The sequence below is a fragment of the Pseudomonas sp. Seg1 genome (assembly GCF_018326005.1).
GTDB lineage: Bacteria > Pseudomonadota > Gammaproteobacteria > Pseudomonadales > Pseudomonadaceae > Aquipseudomonas.
Genome location: NZ_AP021903.1, coordinates 2735321 through 2755430, shown reverse-complemented (window position 1 = coordinate 2755430; position 20110 = coordinate 2735321). Strand labels below are relative to the sequence as shown.

The 20110-nt window shown below is 60.0% G+C and carries 18 protein-coding genes; 12 read left to right on the top strand and 6 right to left on the bottom strand.

Annotated elements, in window-relative coordinates:
• The first annotated feature begins 84 nt into the window (after positions 1-84).
• The 7 genes from KI231_RS12315 (at position 85) to fabI (ending at position 10034) form a co-directional block, all read left to right on the top strand.
• Positions 85-1548 carry a transglycosylase SLT domain-containing protein gene (locus KI231_RS12315; protein ID WP_213028403.1) on the top strand — a complete coding sequence of 488 codons (1464 nt, stop codon included), beginning with the start codon at positions 85-87 and terminating at the stop codon, positions 1546-1548.
• Between the two features lie 290 nt (positions 1549-1838).
• Positions 1839-3671 carry an extracellular solute-binding protein gene (locus KI231_RS12310; RefSeq protein WP_213028402.1) on the top strand — a complete coding sequence of 611 codons (1833 nt, stop codon included), beginning with the start codon at positions 1839-1841 and terminating at the stop codon, positions 3669-3671.
• Entirely contained in the window at positions 3668-5509 is a 1842-nt protein-coding gene (locus KI231_RS12305) for an extracellular solute-binding protein (RefSeq protein WP_213028401.1), read from the top strand. The genes KI231_RS12310 and KI231_RS12305 overlap by 4 nt, the downstream gene beginning before the upstream one ends.
• A 4-nt stretch (positions 5510-5513) precedes the next feature.
• Positions 5514-6587 (top strand): microcin C ABC transporter permease YejB, encoded by a 1074-nt coding sequence (locus KI231_RS12300; RefSeq protein WP_095190979.1) that lies wholly within the window; start codon positions 5514-5516, stop codon positions 6585-6587.
• 1 nt (position 6588) lies between these two features.
• Positions 6589-7608 carry an ABC transporter permease gene (locus KI231_RS12295; RefSeq protein WP_095047909.1) on the top strand — a complete coding sequence of 340 codons (1020 nt, stop codon included), beginning with the start codon at positions 6589-6591 and terminating at the stop codon, positions 7606-7608.
• A 1-nt stretch (position 7609) separates the two neighbouring features.
• The gene (locus KI231_RS12290; protein WP_213028400.1) at positions 7610-9220 is read left to right on the top strand and encodes an ABC transporter ATP-binding protein; all 1611 of its coding nucleotides are present in this window, start codon (positions 7610-7612) and stop codon (positions 9218-9220) included.
• Between the two features lie 19 nt (positions 9221-9239).
• Entirely contained in the window at positions 9240-10034 is a 795-nt protein-coding gene (gene fabI, locus KI231_RS12285; RefSeq protein ID WP_007910591.1) for an enoyl-ACP reductase FabI, read from the top strand.
• A 246-nt stretch (positions 10035-10280) separates the two neighbouring features.
• Here fabI and KI231_RS12280 read toward each other — a convergent pair whose 3' ends face one another.
• The 4 genes from KI231_RS12280 to KI231_RS12265 form a co-directional block, all read right to left on the bottom strand.
• Positions 10281-11246 carry a GGDEF domain-containing protein gene (locus KI231_RS12280; RefSeq protein WP_103303497.1) on the bottom strand — a complete coding sequence of 322 codons (966 nt, stop codon included), beginning with the start codon at positions 11244-11246 and terminating at the stop codon, positions 10281-10283.
• 62 nt (positions 11247-11308) lie between these two features.
• Positions 11309-11887, bottom strand: a complete 579-nt coding sequence (locus KI231_RS12275) for a hypothetical protein (protein WP_213028399.1) — start codon at positions 11885-11887, stop codon at positions 11309-11311.
• Between the two features lies 1 nt (position 11888).
• The gene (locus tag KI231_RS12270; protein ID WP_213028398.1) at positions 11889-14051 is read right to left on the bottom strand and encodes a xanthine dehydrogenase family protein molybdopterin-binding subunit; all 2163 of its coding nucleotides are present in this window, start codon (positions 14049-14051) and stop codon (positions 11889-11891) included.
• A 13-nt stretch (positions 14052-14064) separates the two neighbouring features.
• The gene (locus KI231_RS12265; protein WP_003224136.1) at positions 14065-14520 is read right to left on the bottom strand and encodes a (2Fe-2S)-binding protein; all 456 of its coding nucleotides are present in this window, start codon (positions 14518-14520) and stop codon (positions 14065-14067) included.
• A 257-nt stretch (positions 14521-14777) separates the two neighbouring features.
• Between KI231_RS12265 and KI231_RS12260 the strand changes: the two genes are divergently transcribed.
• A complete protein-coding gene (locus tag KI231_RS12260) occupies positions 14778-15608 on the top strand; it encodes an alpha/beta fold hydrolase (protein WP_213028397.1) in 831 nt (276 codons plus the stop codon).
• A gap of 160 nt (positions 15609-15768) precedes the next feature.
• On the opposite strand, the gene KI231_RS12255 is transcribed toward KI231_RS12260, so the two are convergent.
• On the bottom strand, positions 15769-16161 hold the full coding sequence (locus tag KI231_RS12255) for a GFA family protein (RefSeq protein ID WP_213028396.1): 393 nt from the start codon (positions 16159-16161) through the stop codon (positions 15769-15771).
• A 635-nt stretch (positions 16162-16796) separates the two neighbouring features.
• Here KI231_RS12255 and KI231_RS12250 point away from each other — a divergent pair.
• Positions 16797-17159 (top strand): DUF6124 family protein, encoded by a 363-nt coding sequence (locus KI231_RS12250; protein ID WP_213028395.1) that lies wholly within the window; start codon positions 16797-16799, stop codon positions 17157-17159.
• Between the two features lie 100 nt (positions 17160-17259).
• Entirely contained in the window at positions 17260-17928 is a 669-nt protein-coding gene (locus KI231_RS12245) for a class I SAM-dependent methyltransferase (RefSeq protein ID WP_213028394.1), read from the top strand.
• A gap of 140 nt (positions 17929-18068) precedes the next feature.
• Here KI231_RS12245 and KI231_RS12240 read toward each other — a convergent pair whose 3' ends face one another.
• Positions 18069-18311 (bottom strand): transmembrane sensor/regulator PpyR, encoded by a 243-nt coding sequence (locus tag KI231_RS12240; RefSeq protein WP_213028393.1) that lies wholly within the window; start codon positions 18309-18311, stop codon positions 18069-18071.
• A gap of 280 nt (positions 18312-18591) precedes the next feature.
• On the opposite strand from KI231_RS12240, the gene KI231_RS12235 reads away from it, so the two are divergent.
• Together KI231_RS12235 and KI231_RS12230 are read left to right on the top strand one after the other, a co-directional pair.
• Entirely contained in the window at positions 18592-19116 is a 525-nt protein-coding gene (locus tag KI231_RS12235; protein ID WP_103303488.1) for a sigma-70 family RNA polymerase sigma factor, read from the top strand.
• A 4-nt stretch (positions 19117-19120) separates the two neighbouring features.
• Positions 19121-20083 (top strand): FecR domain-containing protein, encoded by a 963-nt coding sequence (locus tag KI231_RS12230; protein WP_249412122.1) that lies wholly within the window; start codon positions 19121-19123, stop codon positions 20081-20083.
• Positions 20084-20110 lie beyond the last annotated feature (27 nt).

Sequence of the window (20110 nt, the reverse complement as noted above, 5' to 3'; positions counted from 1 at the left end):
GTACAAAAATTCTGAATGGTTGACCGCAAGGGGTGCGCTTTCTAGAATCGCCCGACATTTTTGCCCGGAACTTACTTCCAGCCAATGTCGTCATCCATACGTAAGTCCGTCAATTCAGACGCATTGACCCGCCTGGCGCAAGCCATTGCGGTGGCTGTGTCCGCCACGCTGGCGGGCTGTTCCAGCCATGCTCCGCAGACTGAAGCGACGCATACGCCGAATATCGCTGCGCGAGCCAAGCAGAAGCCGATCTGGCTGAGCGAGAAGCCCAGCCCACAGGTTCCCCAGGACATCTGGGAGCGCATGCGCCAAGGCTTCCAGTTGCAGGAAGGCCTGGGCGTAAACCCGCGCATCGAGCAACAGCGCCTGTGGTTCGCCAGTAATCCCTCTTTCCTCGAGAATGCCGGCGAACGCGGCAGTCTCTACATCCACTACATCGTCGAACGCCTCGAAGAACGCAACATGCCGCTGGAACTGGCCCTGCTGCCAGTGATTGAAAGCGCCTACAACCCGATGGCCTATTCCCGCGCCGATGCGGTGGGCCTGTGGCAATTCATTCCTTCCACCGGGCGTTACTTCAACCTGCGCCAGACCCGTTTCTATGATGGCCGTCGCGATATCACCGCCTCGACCACCGCGGCGATGGATTACCTGACCCGTCTGCACGACATGTTCAACGGCGACTGGCTGCTGGCCCTGGCGGCGTACAACGCCGGCGAAGGCACGGTCAGCCGCGCCATCGAACGTAACGAGAAGCTTGGCCTGCCAACCGATTACTGGAACCTGCCGCTGCCGGCGGAAACCCAGGCGTACGTGCCGAAGCTGCTGGCCCTGTCGCAAGTGGTACTGGCACCGGAAGCCTACGGGGTCAACCTCAACCCGATCGCCAACGAACCGTACTTCCAGGTCGTCGAGATCAACCAGCGCATGGACCTGTCCAAGGTTGCTGCCGTTGCCAACATCGACGAAGACGAACTGTTCCAGCTCAATCCGGCGTTCAAGCAGCGCACCACCATCGACGGCCCTCAGCATCTGCTGGTACCAACGTCGAAGGCGCAATTGCTGACGGCCAGTCTGCAAACCATGCGTCCGGAAGAGCTGATCAGCCCGCGTTCACTGAAACCGGTGTTCGAAGGCGCCGATCCTTCGGAAGTGGCGCAGCTCAAGCGCGCCTATCGCGTGAAGCGTGGCGACAACCTCGGTTCCATCGCCAAGGCCAACAAGGTCGAAGTGAAGGATCTGCAGCGCTGGAACAAGCTGACCGGCAAGAACCTCAAGGTCGGCCAGACCCTCGTCATGCAGGACACCACCAAGCGCGCTCCGGCGCGCAAGTCCGGCCGGGTCAACACGGTAATTGCGGCCAACAGCAAAAGCAAAGGCAATGACGACAGCCAGCAGCAGACCCGATACAAGGTCAAACGCGGCGACACGCTATACGTGGTCGCCAAGCGTTTCAACGTTGAGATGCAACATCTCAAGCGCTGGAATCCGGGTGCGGGCAAGGCGTTGAAACCGGGGCAGATGCTTACGGTTTATCAGTCGCGTTGATAAAAGAGCCCCTGAAATTTCAGGGGCTTTTTTATTGCCGATTGTTTTGTGCCAGGCGGAACCCTGTGGCGAGGGGATTTATCCCCGATGGACTGCGCAGCAGTCCGCTTCTTCAAGAGCAAAGAAGGGCTGCTCCGCACCCCATCGGGGATAAATCCCCTCACCACAGAAGTAAATAGGCTCAACATCGCGCAGCGATTAACCAGCCATTAACCCCCGATCTTTTTCCTGTCCAGACAAGCTGTTACTGTACGGCCCACTAAGCCCAAGCCGCCTGGATCGGATCTGACTTGAAGCGTCCCCTCCTCCTGCTCCTGATCAGCCTGGCCTTGAGCTCAACCGCAAGCGCGACGATTACCGAAAGTCACGGTTATGCGCAGTTCGGCACGCTCAAGTACCCGGCCAGATTTACCCACTTCGACTGGGTCAACCCGCAAGCGCCCAAGGGCGGTACGTTGCGGGTGATGGCGTTCGGCACCTTCGATACGGTGAACCCTTACACTTTCAAGGGCACCAGCCCGGTGACCACGCCAAATTTCCTCCAGTACGGCATCAACGAGCTGAACGAGCCGCTGATGGTCGGCACCGGCCAATACTCGCCGTCCGGTGATGAACCGGCGTCCAGTTATGGCTTGATCGCGCAATCGGTGGAGTACAGCGAGGACCGCAGCTGGGTCGTCTTCAATCTGCGCCCCGAAGCCCGCTTTCACGACGGCACACCCATCACCGCCTACGACGTCGCCTTCTCCTACCGAACGCTGCTCAAGGACGGTCATCCGCTGTACCGCACGGCCCTGCAGGAAGTGCTGCGGGTGGACATCCTCAACAAGCAGCGCATTCGCTTCGTGATGAAACGCTCGGGCAATCCGCTGTTGATTCTGCGTCTCGGTGAGTTGCCGGTGCTGCCGCAGCATTACTGGAAAGACCGCGATTTCAAAGCGACCACTTTTGAGCCGCCACTGGGCAGCGGGCCGTATCGCATCACCTCGGTGACACCGGGTCGGCAGTTGATCTTCGAACGGGTCAAGGATTACTGGGGCAAGGACTTGCCGGTCAATCGCGGCAAATACAACTTCGATCGCATGGAAGTCGAGTTCTACCGTGACAGCGACGTCGCCTTCGAAGCCTTCAAGGCCGGCGAGTTCGACATCTACATCGAGCATCAGGCCAAGAACTGGGCCAACGGCTACAACTTCCCGGCGATACGCCGTGGCGACGTAATCAAAGCGCAGATCCCGCATCAGATCCCGACCCAGAGCCAAGGCCTGTTCATGAACACCCGCCGCGCAACGTTTTCCGATGTGAAGACCCGCGAAGCGTTGGGCCTGATGTTCGACTTCGAATGGACCAACCGCGCACTGTTCAGCGACGCCTACAAGCGCACCACCAGCTATTACCCCAACAGCGAGTTTTCCGCGACGGGGCTGCCGGTCGGGCATGAATGGCTGATGCTCAAGCCGTACAAGGAACAACTGCCGGCCAAGCTGTTCACCGAGCCGTTCACCCTGCCGCAAACCGACGGTCGCGGCATTCCTCGGGAAACCATGCGCAAAGCCCTGGCCCTGCTCGCCGAGGCCGGCTGGAAGCTCAACGGCCAGCGCCTGCAAAACGCCAACGGCCAGCCGTTGAGTTTCGAGCTGCTGCTGGTCAATCCGAACCTTGAGCGGATCCTCCAGCCGTACATTGAAAACCTCAACAGCATCGGCATCGATGCACGCCTGCGCACGGTGGATCGTGCCCAGTACAAACAACGCCTCGATCAGTTCGGCTTCGACATGATCCTGATGACGCTCAACCAGACTCTCAGCCCGGGCCTGGAGCAATGGCAGTACTTCCACTCCAGCCAGGTCGGGGTCAAGGGCAGCAAGAATTACGCGGGCATCGCCAATCCTGTGATCGATCACCTGCTCGAACAATTGCTCGCCGCGCAAACCCGCGATGAACAGGTCGCCGCCGGCAAGGCGCTCGATCGCGTACTGCTCTGGCAGCACTACAGCATTCCCAACTGGTACCTCAATTATCACCGTCTGGCCTACCGCAACCGGTTGGCCTTCGTCACCACGCCGCCCTATACCCTGGGCTTGAGCGCGTGGTGGCTGAAATCTTCGGAGAAAGATCAATGAGCCCCATCCGCGCCCTGCTCGTGCAGGCCAGCGGTCTGTTGTTCGCAGGGCTGGCCTTCGCCGCCCCGCAGCACGCCGTGACCCTGTACAACGAGCCGCCGAAATACCCGGCCGATTTCAAGCAATTCGATTACGTGAACGCCGATGCGCCCAAGGGCGGAGTCTTCCGTCAGGCCGGTTTCGGCGGGTTCGATAGTCTCAACCCGTTCATCAGCAAAGGTGTGCCGGCCGATGACGTCGGGCAGATCTACGACACCCTGACCAAGCATAGCCTCGATGAGCCGTTCACCGAGTACGGCCTGATCGCCCGCCAGATCGAAAAAGCCCCGGACAACAGCTGGGTGCGTTTCTACCTGCGCCCCGAAGCGCACTTCCACGACGGTCACCCGGTACGCGCCGAGGACGTGGTGTTCAGTTTCAACACCCTGACCAAAGAAGGTTCGCCGCTGTTTCGTGGTTACTACAGCGATGTCGCCGAAGTCATCGCCGAAGACCCGCTCAAGGTGCTGTTCAAGTTCAAGCACACCAATAACCGCGAATTGCCGCTGATCCTCGGCCAGTTACCCGTGCTGCCGAAACACTGGTGGGCCGATCGCGATTTCAGCAAAGGTAATCTGGAAATTCCGCTCGGCAGTGGCCCGTACAAGGTCGCCGAAGTGAAGGCTGGCCGTTCGGTGCGTTACGAACGGGTCAAGGACTACTGGGGTAAGGACCTGCCGGTCAATCGCGGCTTTTACAATTTCGACGTGATGACTACCGATTACTACCGCGACAACACCGTCGCCCTCGAAGCGCTGAAGGCCGGCCAGTTCGATTACTGGCTGGAAATGACCGCGAAGAACTGGGCCAACGCCTACAACATCCCGGCGGTCACCGAAGGTCGCTTGATCAAGGAACAGATCGCCAACAGCAATCCGACCGGCATGCAGGGCTTCGTCTTCAACCTGCGGCGCCCGGTTTTTCAGGATGCACGCGTGCGTCAGGCGCTCGGTCTGCTGTTCGACTTCGAATGGACCAACAAACAACTGTTCAACGGTGCCTACTACCGCACCCGCAGCTATTTCGAGAACTCGGAAATGGCCGCCACCGGCCTGCCTGATGCCGATCAACGGGCGATCCTCGAGCCGTTCCGCAGCAAGCTGCCGGCGCAAGTGTTCAGCGAAGCCTTCGAGAATCCGAAAACCGACGCCAGCGGCATGATCCGCACCCAACAGCGCGAGGCCTATCAGTTGCTGCAAGAAGCCGGCTGGAAGATCGTCGACGACAAAATGGTCGACGCCACGGGCAAACCGGTGGTCATCGAGTTCCTGCTGGCGCAGACCGAATTCGAACGCGTGTTGCTGCCGTTCAAACGCAACCTCAGCGACCTCGGCATCGATCTGGTGATCCGACGCGTCGACGTCTCGCAGTACATCAACCGTGTGCGCTCGCGGGACTTCGACATGGTGGTCGGCAGCTTCCCGCAGTCCAACTCGCCGGGCAACGAGCAGCGCGAGTACTGGATGAGCGCCGCCGCCGACAAGCCGAGCAGCCGCAACACCATGGGTTTGAAGGATCCGATCGTCGATCAACTGGTCGAGAACCTGATCAACTCCGATTCACGCAAAAATCTGGTGGCCCACGCCCGGGCGCTGGATCGCGTGTTGCAGTGGGGCTATTACGTGGTTCCCAACTGGCACATCAAGACGTGGCGCGTGGCGTACTGGAACCACATCGGCCACCCCAAAGTTTCCCCCAAGTACGACATCGGCATTAACACCTGGTGGGTAAAACCCGATGCGAAACCTGCGGTAGAAGTGCAAAACCAACTGCAAGCCGAACCTGTGGGCACGGAGTAATCAGATGCTGGCGTACATTTTTCGACGACTGTTGCTGATCATCCCGACCTTGTTCGGCATTTTGCTGATCAACTTTGTGATCATCCAGGCCGCGCCCGGTGGACCGGTGGAGCAGATGATCGCCAAACTTGAAGGCTTCGAGGGCGCCACCAGCCGTATTGCCGGCGGTGGTGCCGAGGTGTCGGTGGCCGGCTCGTCCTATCGCGGCGCGCAAGGGCTGGACCCGGCGCTGATCAAGGAAATCGAGCACATGTACGGGTTCGACAAATCGGCCCCGGAACGCCTGTGGATCATGGTCAAAAACTACGCCTCGCTGGATTTCGGCGACAGCTTCTTCCGCGACGCCAAGGTCATCGACCTGATCAAGGAAAAAATGCCGGTGTCGATCTCGCTGGGACTGTGGAGCACGCTGATCATGTACCTGGTGTCGATCCCGCTGGGGATCGCCAAGGCCACGCGGCACGGCAGTCACTTCGACGTCTGGACCAGTTCGGCAATCATCGTCGGCTACGCGATCCCCGCGTTCCTCTTTGCGATCCTGCTGATCGTGGTGTTTGCCGGCGGCAGTTATCTGGACTGGTTCCCTTTACGCGGGCTGACCTCGAACAACTTCGATGAACTGAGCCTGGGCGGCAAGATCCTTGACTACTTCTGGCACTTGGCGTTGCCGGTGACGGCCCTGGTGATCGGCAACTTCGCGACCATGACCCTGCTGACCAAAAACAGCTTTCTCGACGAGATCAACAAGCAATACGTGGTCACCGCCAAGGCCAAGGGGCTGACCCGTCATCGTGTGCTTTACGGCCATGTGTTCCGCAACGCCATGCTGTTGGTGATCGCCGGATTCCCGTCGGCGTTCATCGGCATTTTCTTCACCGGCTCGTTGCTGGTCGAGGTGATCTTCTCCCTCGACGGCCTCGGCCTTATGAGTTTCGAAGCGGCGATCAACCGCGATTACCCGGTGGTGTTTGGCACCCTGTTCATCTTCACCCTGCTGGGGCTGGTGGTGAAACTGATCGGCGACCTCACCTACACCCTGGTCGATCCGCGTATCGACTTCGAAAGCCGGGAGCATTGAGATGAACCTGTCCCCTCTCAACCGCCGCCGCTTCGAACTGTTCAAGGCCAACAAGCGTGGCTGGTGGTCGCTGTGGCTGTTTCTGGTGCTGTTCGGGCTGAGCCTGGGCGCCGAACTGATCGCCAACGACAAGCCGCTGGTGGTGCACTACGACAACAACTGGTATTTCCCGGCGATCAAGCGCTACCCGGAAACCGCCTTCGGCGGCGAATTCCCGCTGGAAGCCAACTACAAGAGCCCGTACATCCGCGAACTGCTCAAGGCCAAGGATGCGTGGGTGTTGTGGGCGCCGATTCCCTACAGCTACCAGAGCATCAACTACGACCTGAAAGTCCCGGCGCCGGCTCCGCCCTCGGCGGACAACCTGCTCGGCACTGACGATCAGGGTCGTGATGTGCTGGCGCGGGTAATTTACGGTTTCCGTATTTCGGTGCTGTTTGCCCTGACGCTGACCGTGTTGAGTTCGATCATTGGCGTGATCGCCGGGGCCTTGCAGGGTTTCTATGGCGGCTGGGTCGATCTGGCCGGGCAGCGTTTTCTGGAGATCTGGTCGGGGCTGCCGGTGCTGTACCTGCTAATCATTCTCGCCAGTTTCGTCCAGCCGAATTTCTGGTGGCTGCTGGGGATCATGCTGCTGTTTTCGTGGATGAGCCTGGTCGATGTGGTGCGCGCCGAGTTCCTCCGTGGCCGCAACCTCGAATACGTGCGCGCAGCCCGGGCGCTGGGCATGCAGAACGGTGCGATCATGTTCCGCCACATCCTGCCCAACGCCATGGTCTCGACCATGACGTTCATGCCGTTCATCCTCACCGGCGCCATCGGCACCCTCACCGCGCTGGACTTCCTTGGTTTCGGCTTGCCGGCCGGCAGTCCGTCGCTGGGTGAACTGGTCGCGCAGGGCAAGTCCAACCTGCAAGCACCGTGGCTGGGTATGAGCGCGTTTGCCGTGCTGGCGCTGATGTTGAGTTTGCTGGTGTTTATCGGCGAGTCCGCTCGCGATGCCTTCGACCCGAGGAAGTGAAATGAATCAGGACAATCTGATCGAAGTACGCGACCTCGCCGTCGAATTCGGTTTTGGCGAGCGTGTGCACCGGGTCGTGGAAGGCGTGAGCTTCGACATCAAGCGCGGCGAAACCCTGGCGCTGGTCGGCGAATCCGGCTCGGGCAAATCGGTGACGGCACACTCGATCCTGCGCCTGCTGCCCTACCCGATGGCGCGTCATCCGGCTGGCAGCATCAACTATGCCGGGCAAAACCTGCTGGGGCTGAGCGAAAAAACCATCCGTCACATTCGCGGCAACCGCATTGCGATGATCTTTCAGGAGCCGATGACGTCGCTGAACCCGCTGCATTCCATCGAGAAGCAGATCAACGAAGTCCTCGGCATCCACAAGGGCCTGACCGGCAAAGTCGCGACCAAGCGCACGCTGGAGCTGCTGGAGATGGTCGGCATCCCCGAGCCTCACAAGCGCCTCAAGGCCCTGCCCCACGAATTGTCCGGCGGTCAGCGTCAGCGCGTAATGATCGCCATGGCCCTGGCGAACGAGCCGGAGCTACTGATTGCCGACGAACCGACCACGGCTCTGGACGTGACCGTTCAGCTGAAAATCCTCGATTTGCTCAAGGAATTACAGGCCAGATTGGGCATGTCGCTGCTACTGATCAGTCACGATTTGAACCTGGTGCGAAGAATTGCGCATCGCGTATGTGTCATGCAGCGCGGTTGCATCGTCGAACAGGCATCGTGCGCAGAGCTGTTCCGTTCGCCGCAGCATCCGTACACTCGGGAATTGCTCGGCGCGGAGCCCAGCGGAGGCCCGGCGAGCAATAAAATCGGCGCGCCGCTGCTCGAAGTCGAGAACCTGAAAGTCTGGTTCCCGATCAAGAAAGGCCTGCTCAAGCGCACGGTGGATTACGTCAAGGCAGTGGACGGCATCAATTTCAGCCTGCCTCAGGGTCAGACTCTGGGGATTGTGGGGGAAAGCGGTTCCGGCAAATCCACGCTGGGTCTGGCGATTTTGCGGCTGATCGGCAGCAAAGGCGCCATTCGTTTTGAAGGCAAGCAGCTAGACTGCCTGACGCAGAACGAGGTTCGCCCGTTGCGTCGGGAAATGCAGGTGGTGTTTCAGGACCCGTTTGGCAGCCTGAGCCCGCGTATGTGCGTCAGTGACATCGTTGGCGAAGGCCTGCGGATTCACAAGATGGGCACCGCCGCCGAACAGGAAGCGGCGATCATTGCGGCATTGAAGGAGGTAGGTCTGGATCCGGAAACCCGGCACCGCTACCCCCACGAATTTTCCGGTGGGCAGCGGCAACGAATCGCCATTGCCCGGGCCCTGGTGCTGAAACCGGCGCTGATCCTGCTGGACGAGCCGACATCCGCGCTCGACCGGACGGTGCAGCGGCAAGTGGTGGAGCTGTTGCGTTCACTGCAAGCCAAGTACAACCTGACGTATTTGTTCATCAGCCATGATCTGGCTGTTGTTAAAGCGCTGAGCCACCAGTTGATGGTGGTCAAGCATGGCCAAGTGGTCGAACAGGGAGACGCGCAAGAAATCTTTGCCGCCCCCCAACATCCGTATACACAGCAGTTGCTGGAAGCCGCTTTTTTGGCACCAGCCACTGCGCAATAACCTGAAAGAGGAGCAACACATGGGTTTTCTCGCCGGTAAGCGCGTACTGATCGTCGGTGTCGCCAGCAAGCTGTCCATCGCATCCGGCATCGCTGCCGCCATGCATCGCGAGGGCGCTGAGCTTGCCTTCACTTATCAGAACGACAAACTGAAAGGTCGTGTTGAAGAATTCGCCCAAGGCTGGGGTTCGAGCCCTGAGCTGTGCTTCCCGTGCGACGTGGCCAGCGATGAAGAAATCGCCAAGGTCTTCGAAGCGCTGAGCAAGAAGTGGGACGGCCTGGACTGCATCGTCCACTCCGTTGGCTTCGCCCCGGGCGACCAACTGGACGGCGACTTCACCGAAGCCACCACCCGTGACGGTTTCCGCATCGCTCACGACATCAGCGCCTACAGCTTCGTGGCCCTGGCCAAAGCCGGCCGCGAAATGATGAAAGGCCGCAACGGCAGCCTGCTGACCCTGTCGTACCTGGGCGCCGAGCGCACCATGCCTAACTACAACGTGATGGGCATGGCCAAGGCTTCGCTGGAAGCTGGCGTCCGTTACCTGGCCGGCTCCCTGGGCCCGGACGGCACCCGCGTCAACTGCGTATCGGCTGGCCCGATCCGTACCCTGGCCGCTTCCGGCATCAAGAACTTCCGCAAGATGCTGGCTGCCAACGAAGCGCAAACCCCGCTGCGTCGCAACGTCACCATCGACGAAGTCGGCAACGCCGGCGCCTTCCTGTGCTCCGACCTGGCGTCGGGCATCAGCGGTGAAATCATGTACGTCGACGGCGGTTTCAACACCACCGCCATGGGCAACATCGAAGAGTGATCTTCGGTTAGCCAAAAAAAAACCCGCCTCTCAGGCGGGTTTTTTGTGCGCCCACAATTCCCGCCACGCCCCAAATCCCCCTGTAGGAGTGAGCCTGCTCGCGATAGCGGTGGGTCAGTCAATGCAAGTTGAACGGGCAGACGCCATCGCTGGCAAGCCAGCTCCCACAGGAATCTGCAGTGAACCGGGACTTTGTGAACACCCGAGAAACCTGTGGGAGCTGGCTTGCCAGCGATGGCGTCCTGGCTAGATACGCTTCAGGGCCTGCTTGTGCGCATACATCGCGCCATCCGCATCCGCCAGCAAGCGGTCGACGCTTTCGTGGCGTTTTGGGTCGTATTCGATCTGACCCACGCTGAAGCGAATCGCATAACCGCGGTGCAACGTAGCATTGCGCTCTTCAAGGATTTCCTTGAGTCGCGCCATGATTGCGGTGGTTTCGATATGGCTGGAACCGGTCAGAAGTGCGACGAATTCATCACCACCGAGGCGCCCGACCACGTCGCTTTCGCGAAAGGCGATGCGCAATACGTCGGCGAAGGTTTTCAACGCGCTGTCACCTTCGGCATGGCCGTAGAGGTCGTTGATCTGTTTGAAATCATTCAAGTCAAAAAACAGCAACGTCGCCGGTTTCTCCAGTCGCGCACAGGCGTCCAGCGCATGCTGGGCCAACTGCTTGAAGCCGCGACGGTTGGACAGCAACGTCAGCTCGTCCATGCTCGCCATTTGCACAGCCGTCAGCTCTTGCTCGGCCATCTCGGCCAGATCCCGCAGCAGTGCGCGCTCTTCTTCGTCGAGGTCACGGGGTTTGGTGTCGATCAGGCACAACGTGCCCATCTTGTTGCCATTGGGCACGGTCAGCGGGTAGCCGGCATAGAAACGAATGTTCGGCTCGCCAGTGACCAGCGGATTGTCGTGAAAGCGTTCGTCCTCGCGGGCATCGCGCACCAGCAGCAGGTCGTCATTGAGGATCGCGTGACCACAGAAGGAAACGTCTCGCGAGGTTTCCGTGGCGTTGAGCCCCACACAGGACTTGAACCACTGGCGATCCTTGTCCACCAGCGTCACCAGGGCGATCGGCACGTTGAACAGGCGTCTGGCCAGCCGTGTCAGCCGGTCGAAACGCTCTTCAGGCGCCGAGTCGAGAAGGTCGAGACCGTGCAGCACTTGGATTCGCGCTGCTTCATTGGCGGGTTTTCCGGGAACCAGCATCACACACTCCATTGGCATCAATGGCCTTTAGAGTAGCGCTAAATGGGCAATGGCTCACCCCATCAACTGCCCGCCACCGGACATGGCCCGCCCGCATCGGCCCAGAGCTTGAACTGGTTCACGAATATATCGTGCGGTACCGGCACCGGCGCGCGCCCTGCCCCGGGGTTCCAGCCCCACAGCACCAGCTTGTCCTCGCTGACGTGTTTGAGCAGCGCGGCAAAATCGCGGTCGCCATTGCTGGAACGATCCTTGATCATCGCGCAGAGTTTGTCTGGCGGCAGGCCGATCCAGGCCATTTTGTGCGCGGCCGGCGGCAGGCTCCAGTGCGGCGCGCCTGGTGGCGCATGGGGCCCGTAACTGGCGGGCGGGTTGCTCTCGGCGTGACAGGTGGCGCAAGGCAAACCGGCGGCGCCCTTGCCGTCCATGCCGCGCACCACGTTCATCGCGTGGGGGATGCCGGCGTCAAACTGCAGCGGCGAATCCCCGGGAATGTGGCAATTCTGGCAACGCGGACTCTGGAAGACTTTTTGAATCGTGCCGAAAGCCTTCAAGGCTTGCTGATCATCGGCGAACAGGTCCGAGGCATAGCCGCCCAGCCCCAGCAAAACTACCGCGCCCAACAGCAGATGTCGTTTCATCTCACACCCCCGACAGTTGCAGTGGCAGTTCGCGCAGGCGTTGCCCGGTCAGGGCGTACACCGCGTTGGCCACCGCTGGAGCCGTCGGCGGTACACCGGCCTCGCCGATGCCGCCGGGTTTGTCGCTGCTCGGTACGATGTGCACTTCGACCACCGGCATCTCGTTGAGCCGCAGCACCTGATAATCGTGATAGTTGGACTGCTTGACCATGCCGTCCTTGAGCGTCAGCTTGCTGTGCAGCGCCATGCCCAGGCCGAAGGTGATGCACGACTCCATCTGCGCGGCGATGCTTTGCGGGTTGACCGCAATCCCGCAATCCACCGCGCACACCACACGGTGCACGCGGATCGCCAGATTGTCCTGGGATACCTCCGCGACCTGCGCGACATAACTGCCGAATGATTCATGCACCGCCACACCGAGCGCGTGTCCGTCCGGCAGCGGCGCTGTCCAGTTGGCCTTCTCCACTGCCAGATTCAAAACAGCCAAATGCCGCGGGTGTTCCTTGAGCAGTGTTCGTCGGTATTCGACCGGGTCCTTGCCCGCCGCCGTGGCCATTTCATCGATCAGCGATTCCATGACGAATGCCGTGTGGCTATGCCCCACGGAACGCAGCCACAGCACGTTGATCCCGGTCTGCGGCGAATGCAGATCGACCTGATGATGGGCCAGACCCTTGACGTAAGGGCTGTCGGCAACGCCTTCGACCGACGTCGGGTCGATGCCGTTCTTGACCATGGTCGCTTCCATCAGCGTGCCGGTCATGATCGATTGGCCGACCAGCACATGCTGCCAACTCTGCGGCATGCCATCGGTACCGAGTCCGATACGCGCCTGATGCAGAAACATCGAGCGGTAATAACCGCCGCGAATGTCGTCCTCACGCGACCACACGGTTTTCACCGGCATCGCCGCGGCTTTCGCCACTTGCACGGCTTCGGCGACAAAGTCCGAAGTCGGGTTGGCGCGGCGGCCAAAACCGCCGCCGAGGAATTCGGTGTGAATCTCGACCTGTTCAGGCTTGAGCCCGGTGATTTTGCCGGCGACCATTTGATCCAGCGTCTGAAACTGCGTGCCGGTCCAGATTTCGCATTTCTCGGCGCTGATCTTCACCGTGCAATTGAGCGGTTCCATCGGTGCATGTGCCAGAAACGGCACGCTGTACTCAACGTCGATCTTCTTCGCCGCTTTGCTGAAGTTGCCTTTTGCATCCCCGGCCTGGCTGGCCGAAGTACCTTGCGAGGTGGCCAGTTTGCGAAAGCTTTCCAGTAGTTTTTCACTGCTTAGCTCCGCATTCGGCCCCAGATCCCAATCGACTTTCAGCGCATCACGGCCGAGTTTTGCTGCCCAGTAGTGATCAGCAATCACCGCCACACCGGTCGGCACCTGCAGCACTTTGTGTACGCCGGGCACCGCCAGTGCTTCGGCGCCTTCAAAGGATTTGACCGTCGCCCCGAACACGGGCGCACGGGCGACCATGGCCGTCATCAAGCCCTCGAATTGCACGTCCATGCCGAACTTGGCGCGGCCGGTGATTTTCTCCGGGGTGTCGAGGCGCTTGGTCGGTTTACCGATGATTTTCCAGTCCTTGGCTTCCTTGAAGGTGATCGACTTCGGATCCGGCACAGGCAGTTGCCCAGCGGCGTCCGCCAGCTCGCCGTAGGTCGCACGCTTGTCGCCAGCAATCACCACGCCCGATTCGGTGCGAATCGTCGAGGGCGCCACGTCGAAACGCTTGGCCGCCGCTTCCACCAGCATCTGCCGCGCAGTCGCGCCCGCCAGTCGATAGCGATCAAACTCCATCCAGGTTGACGTCGAACCGCCGGTAATCTGCATGCCGCCAAACCCGGGCATGCCGTAATCGGCCGCGGATGCGGGCGAGTGTTCGACGCGAATTTTCGACCAGTCGGCGTCCAGTTCTTCAGCAATCAACATGGTCAGGCCGGTCCAGATGCCCTGGCCCATCTCCGAATGGCCGAGCAGCACCGTGACGCTGTTATCAGCGGCAATCCGCAGGAAGGCATTCGGCGCAAAAACCTTGCCCTCGTTCTCTGCCGCAAAGGCAAATTTGTGACCGCCGGGGACGACAAACGCCACCACCAACCCACCGCCCAACACAGCGCTGCCCTTGAGAAAACCGCGACGCGATACAGGACTGTTCATCGTCTATCCCCCATCAGCCAATTTCGGACGCACGCTTCACGGCTGCGCGAATTCTTGGATAAGTGCCGCAGCGGCAGATATTGCCGGAGAGCGCCTGATCGATATCGCTGTCAGTGGGCTTGGGGATTTTCGCCAATAGCGCGGCGGCCGACATGATCTGCCCCGACTGGCAGTAACCGCACTGCACCACGTCGAGTTCGGCCCAGGCTTGCTGCACCGGGTGCGAACCGTCTGTCGACAAGCCTTCGATGGTGAGGATTTTCTGCCCGTGGGCGACGGCGGTGGCCGGGGTGATACAGGCGCGCAACGGCGCCCCGTCAACATGCACCGTGCAGGCGCCGCACTGGGCCATGCCACAGCCGAATTTGGTACCGGTCAGGTGCGCGACATCGCGCAGGACCCAGAGCAACGGCATGTCCGCGGGGACATCGAGCTCCTGATCCTTTCCATTGATATTCAAGGTCAGCATCGGGGAATTTCCTCAGACTCACGGTGTTCTGAAGGGGCGTCGCTGCGGCCACAACAGCCTGCGCGCGCCTCGGCTTATCCCTTTCAGCTAAGCGTAATTTGCGTTTGAAGCCAGACGTTGCGACCACCGGTCATGCAGATGTCGACTTTAATCCTACAGTTGATAACGGCTCTCACCGAGCCAGCCACGCTGCATGAGCGAAACCGGTCCGCGAACACTGCGCGGGTTACCCATCACATTGGTCAGGAGTAGCGAGCATGGGATTTGTCACCACCCAAGACGGCGTCGACATCTTTTACAAAGACTGGGGCCCGAAAGACGCCCCGGTGATTCATTTTCACCACGGCTGGCCACTGAGTTCGGATGACTGGGATGCGCAGATGCTGTTCTTTCTCGGCAAGGGCTTTCGGGTCATTGCCCATGATCGCCGTGGGCATGGGCGATCGAGCCAGGTCTGGGACGGCCACGATATGGATCACTACGCCGATGATGCGTTGGCGGTGGTCAATCACCTGGGCGTGAAGAACGTCGTGCATGTCGGCCACTCCACTGGCGGCGGTGAAGTCATCCATTACATCGCCCGGCATGGACAGGACAACGTTGCCAAAGGCGTGCTCATCAGTGCCGTGCCGCCGCTGATGGTGCAGACCGAAAGCAATCCGGGTGGGTTGCCGAAGTCGGTGTTCGATGGTTTTCAAGCGCAGTTGGCGGCCAATCGGGCGCAGTTTTATCGGGATATTCCGAGCGGGCCTTTTTACGGGTACAACCGGCCGGGCGCCAAGTCTTCGGAAGGGATCATTGCCAACTGGTGGCGCCAAGGCATGATCGGCGGGGCCAAGGCGCATTACGACGGGATCGTCGCGTTTTCGCAGACCGATTTCACCGAAGACTTGAAGAAGGTCACCGTGCCGGTGTTGGTAATGCACGGCGAGGATGATCAGATTGTGCCGTATGCGAACTCGGGGCCTTTGTCGGCGAAACTGCTGCCCAATGGCACGTTGAAGTCGTATCCGGGGTTCCCGCACGGTATGCCGACGACGGAGGCCGAGACCATCAACGCTGATCTGTTGGCCTTCATTCGCAGCTGATATTTGTAATCTTTATGCACAGTCCCCTGTGGGAGCTGGCTTGCCAGCGATGACGGCAGCACACCCAACGTTGATGTGTCTGACAGATTGCTATCGCTGGCAAGCCAGCTCCCACAGGTGTTGTGAGATGACATCCATCTCGGTTACCACAAGGGCTCCATTATTCCTCTGTGCGCCCTGAACTTTCACGATCACGCTCGTAATGGTGAGCCAATGGCAGCGCCGACAGCCATGACTCGCGGCGGATGGTCCAGAGTTCGTAAGTAGGCTTGAACTGATTGGGTTGATCGAGTGAACCGACGTTGACCTCGACTTCATCCGCCGAACGCGTGAACACCGGAGAGCCGCAGCGCGGGCAGAAAAAGCGCCCGTTATAGTCGCGGGTTTCGCCGGTGACCTTCAACGCATCTTCGGGGAATATTGCCGAGGTGCCGAACAGCGCGCCGTGGCGTTTGCGGCAGTCGAGACAGTGGCAAATGCCGACGCGATAGGGCTGACCTGCCACTTCGAAACGGACGTCGCCGCATAGGCAACCACCAGTCAATCGACTCATGTCTCACCTCCACTTCAGAATTTGAAATTACCGATCATCCAGACGACAGCCCTCACCCTAACCCTCTCCCAGAGGGAGAGAGAACTGACCGAGCTGGATGCTCGAAATACGCCGACCTGAAATATCGAGTTGAAATCAGGTTCTGGAGTACATGGAGATCGGCTCCCTTTCCCCCTCGCCCCCTTTGGGGGAGAGGGCTGGGGTGAGGGGGATTCCCACTGACACACCCCAGAACCCAAAGCTCCCGCCATCCAGTATTTCATCAATAAACACAAAGCCGTGATCGCGTTTAAAGCACACAAACCGTTACGCCATCCTCCCTACAACACCTTGCGCCGTTACCTACGCGTGCGCCAGAATCCGCCGGCTTACACGGCTATGGGCCGGGCTATATCGTTTCCCTGTCACTGAAAAACAGTGATCGGGTTTGGTAGCCCGCTTTAAATTGTCGTTGTTGCGACACCTTCGATGCTGTCTCTTTTTTGAGGTACAGCTTTGTATGGTGGGCATGCGTGGGGCTCCTCTGTGAGCGCCGGGTTTCCCAATTTAACCGGTCTACCAACCTGCGCATGGCCGCCACCCGCCGTTTGGTAGCGAGGGTGATGGCTCCCATTTTTTAAATTGGAGCTTTATCTATGTTCAAAATCACGCCAAACCCACCGCCCACCGATCCAATCCCCCACGACCCCGCGCTTGACCCGCAAAAGGTCAAAGAAGCGACTGATCGCGCACTCGACTACTACCTCAAGCCCGAAGACCTGGGAGCTCCGCCAGCATCGCCCAAGTTTCGCCCCGTCTATCTCGTCGACCCCACGCTGGATGACGAAACCCTGCTGGTCGAGGCCTGTGAATCGCTTTCATACGCCCACGCCATGGCCGGCAATATCGCCAACTCCGTAGGTGGCCCGGAGCGCAAACCGTTGCTGGCGCTGCAACAGGTGATCATGTTGAACGAGCTGTTGGTCAATCGATTACTGGATAAGCTACGACTGCCGTAGTCGTTGCCAGACGGATCGCCATGCAGGGCTGGCACGTCCTGCATGGCGATCTTCAATCCGGCGTCCATACTGATTTTTTCAAACCGCATCGGACCACGGCATGCCCTCCCCCGAATCCACCCTTTTGCAGAGCTGGCACGACAACGCCCACGCCTGGATCGAGGTGATCCGCAGCGGCGCGATTGAAAGCCGTCAGCAGGTCACCGACCAGGCGATTCTGCTGGCGATCATGGGCCGACAACCAGCACGCGTGCTTGACCTTGGTTGCGGCGAAGGCTGGTTGTTGCGGGCGTTGGCAGATCGCGGCATCGACGCGACAGGCGTGGATGGCGATGCGACGCTGATCGAGGCAGCGCGTTCCGCCGGAGCTTCGGCGGTGCATGTCGCCACTTATGAGGCGTTGGTCGAGGCGACGGTGGACATCGGACGCGACTACGACCTGATCTGCGCCAACTTCTCGCTGCTGCATCAAGACATCATCCCGTTGCTCACCGCGATGAATGCGTTGCTGGTGCCCGGAGGCGCGCTGGTGATTCAGACGCTGCACCCGTGGGCGGTGGCGGCGGGTGATTATCAGGATAGTTGGCGCGAGGAAAATTTCGCCGGCTTCAAGGGCCAGTGGCAGCCGATGCCGTGGTATTTCCGCACCTTGTCAAGTTGGCTTAATGCGCTCGACATGGCGGGTTTCCGTTTGATCGGACTGCAAGAACCCCAGCACCCGCAGAGCCCGGTGCCGCAGTCGTTGCTGATGATCGCTGAACGCAGATGATGCAGGAATCATCGTCGAGACATGGTCTTGCATACGCCGCGCACTTGTGGGAGCTGGCTTGCCAGCGATGGCATTGGATCAGGCAACCTGGATGTCGGGGCTGCTGCCCTCATCGCTGGCAAGCCAGCTCCCACAGGAATTCAGTGGATGGCGAGTGTGCGGCGGGTCTGATACTGCGCCAGCAGGCGCATGACGTAGCCGATTTTCAGCAAGGTCGGGCCGAGGATGGTCATGGCGTGCATGGCCACCAGCAGCGCGATCGGCATGTTGCCTTGATACAGATAAGCGCCGTAAATACCCGCCAGCAAGACAATCAGGCCAGCGACGAGCACTTTGCTCGACAGGTGCAGAACGTTCAGCGGACTTTCGAAGAAGGTGAACATAGCGCGGTACTCCTGAGTAGGTACAGAAGCCGTTTCAATTCTTGTGCCAGATTTCCTCCCCCATAAAATCAGCTACTTGCGAAAAAAAGAGTCAATTTGACCCAGATCAATAAAAGTCATTTTGACTCACTGAATTGTCATTAAGACTACACAACTCCACGCCCGTCATCCCAACCACCCAAAAGCAAACCAATATCATTTGCACACCATCCGTCCTTTTGCTTTAATCGCGACCCATTCTTATTTAGACCCGTAACGGTCGCTCTGGACGCTTGCTCTGATGACGGTCGCCGACGCCTCTCTCGTGCAGAATCTCTACCTCAGCCATCACCGCTGGCTGCATGAGCTATTGCGTCGGCGCCTTAGCAACGCGATGGATGCGGCGGACCTGGCGCACGACACCTTCATCCGCGTGCTCAAGCGCCCGCAAACCTTCAATGGCGAAGTTCACGAACGCTCCTATCTGGCGACCATTGCCCGGGGCCTGTGCGTCGATCACTGGCGACGTCGGCAACTGGAGCAGACCTGGCTGGAAACCCTGGCCAGTCGCCCAGCGGACTTGCAGCCCTCGCCCGAGCAACAGGCGATCATCGTCGAAACCCTGCACGAAGTGGACGCCATGTTGCAGCGTCTGCCACAGCGGGTCAGCGATGCGTTCATCCTCGCGCAGCTGCATGGCATGCCCTACAAACTGATCGCCGAACAGCTCGGCGTCAGCGAGCGGATGATCAAGAAATACCTGGCTCAGGCGATGATGCATTGCGCCATGCTCGAAGCCGAACTCGATGGTCTGCTGATTGAATAGCCCGGTGAACAAGCTCAGCCACACCAGCCTTGAGCAAGCGGCGCAGTGGTACGTGCAATTGCATGACGACCACGTCGCCGAGCACGAGCGCCTGAGCTGGCAGGCGTGGCTGGCGCAAAGCCCTGAGCATCAGGCTGCCTGGCGTTATGTCGAACGCGTCGGCCAGCGCTTTGCGCCGTTGCAGGGCGATAACGAGGCCCACGCTATCAGCCACACCCTGCGCACCAGCACACGCACCTCGATCAGCCGTCGACAGTCGCTCAAAGGGCTGTTGATTCTCGCGGCAACCGGGCTGACCGGTTGGGCCGCGTGGCGCAGTACGCCGATGGTCGAACGCCTCAGCGCGGATCTGTCGACCGGCACCGGAGAAACCCGCGAGGCCACCCTCAGCGACGGCAGCCGCATCTGGCTCAACGCCCTGAGCGCCGTGAATGTGCGATTTGACGCCACGCAACGCCTGTTGCAATTGCATGCCGGTGAAGTGCTGATCGACACCGCCAAGGAGCTGGGCCGCGCCTTTCTGGTCGATACCGCGCACGGCCGGATGCGCGCACTGGGCACGCGGTTCAGCGTGCGCCAGAACGAGCGCAATACCTTGCTCAATGTCTATCAGGGCGCGGTCGAGGTGCGTAACCAGCAAGGCGCAAGCCTGGTTGTGCAGGCCGGCCAACAACTGGCCTTCAGCATCGAGCGCCTGGGCAACACAGCTCCGGCCAGCCCGTCCCGCGAGGCCTGGCGTCAGGGCCTGTTGCTGGCGGACAACCTGCCGCTGGGCGAGTTGATTGAAGAATTGAGCCGTTATCGCCCGGGGCATCTGCACTGCGATCCGGTCGTGGCGAGTCTGCCGGTGATGGGCTCGTTCCCGCTCAAGGATACCGATCAAGCCCTGCGTTTGTTGGAAGCGGCGCTGCCCATTCGTGTCGATAAAACCTTCAACTGGTGGGTCAGCGTCGGGCCGAGCGTGTGATTTTTTCGGCGCACGGTTCCCTTTTTG

What these genes read in the sequence shown, in the direction of transcription:
- KI231_RS12315 (WP_213028403.1), top strand. Translation starts at nt 85, where the DNA reads ATGTCGTCATCCATACGTAAGTCCGTCAATTCAGACGCATTGACCCGC.
- KI231_RS12305 (WP_213028401.1), top strand. Translation starts at nt 3,668, where the DNA reads ATGAGCCCCATCCGCGCCCTGCTCGTGCAGGCCAGCGGTCTGTTGTTC.
- KI231_RS12300 (WP_095190979.1), top strand. Translation starts at nt 5,514, where the DNA reads ATGCTGGCGTACATTTTTCGACGACTGTTGCTGATCATCCCGACCTTG.
- KI231_RS12295 (WP_095047909.1), top strand. Translation starts at nt 6,589, where the DNA reads ATGAACCTGTCCCCTCTCAACCGCCGCCGCTTCGAACTGTTCAAGGCC.
- KI231_RS12290 (WP_213028400.1), top strand. Translation starts at nt 7,610, where the DNA reads ATGAATCAGGACAATCTGATCGAAGTACGCGACCTCGCCGTCGAATTC.
- fabI (WP_007910591.1), top strand. Translation starts at nt 9,240, where the DNA reads ATGGGTTTTCTCGCCGGTAAGCGCGTACTGATCGTCGGTGTCGCCAGC.
- KI231_RS12280 (WP_103303497.1), bottom strand. Translation starts at nt 11,246, where the DNA reads ATGCTGGTTCCCGGAAAACCCGCCAATGAAGCAGCGCGAATCCAAGTG.
- KI231_RS12275 (WP_213028399.1), bottom strand. Translation starts at nt 11,887, where the DNA reads ATGAAACGACATCTGCTGTTGGGCGCGGTAGTTTTGCTGGGGCTGGGC.
- KI231_RS12270 (WP_213028398.1), bottom strand. Translation starts at nt 14,051, where the DNA reads ATGAACAGTCCTGTATCGCGTCGCGGTTTTCTCAAGGGCAGCGCTGTG.
- KI231_RS12265 (WP_003224136.1), bottom strand. Translation starts at nt 14,520, where the DNA reads ATGCTGACCTTGAATATCAATGGAAAGGATCAGGAGCTCGATGTCCCC.
- KI231_RS12260 (WP_213028397.1), top strand. Translation starts at nt 14,778, where the DNA reads ATGGGATTTGTCACCACCCAAGACGGCGTCGACATCTTTTACAAAGAC.
- KI231_RS12255 (WP_213028396.1), bottom strand. Translation starts at nt 16,161, where the DNA reads ATGAGTCGATTGACTGGTGGTTGCCTATGCGGCGACGTCCGTTTCGAA.
- KI231_RS12250 (WP_213028395.1), top strand. Translation starts at nt 16,797, where the DNA reads ATGTTCAAAATCACGCCAAACCCACCGCCCACCGATCCAATCCCCCAC.
- KI231_RS12245 (WP_213028394.1), top strand. Translation starts at nt 17,260, where the DNA reads ATGCCCTCCCCCGAATCCACCCTTTTGCAGAGCTGGCACGACAACGCC.
- KI231_RS12240 (WP_213028393.1), bottom strand. Translation starts at nt 18,311, where the DNA reads ATGTTCACCTTCTTCGAAAGTCCGCTGAACGTTCTGCACCTGTCGAGC.
- KI231_RS12235 (WP_103303488.1), top strand. Translation starts at nt 18,592, where the DNA reads ATGACGGTCGCCGACGCCTCTCTCGTGCAGAATCTCTACCTCAGCCAT.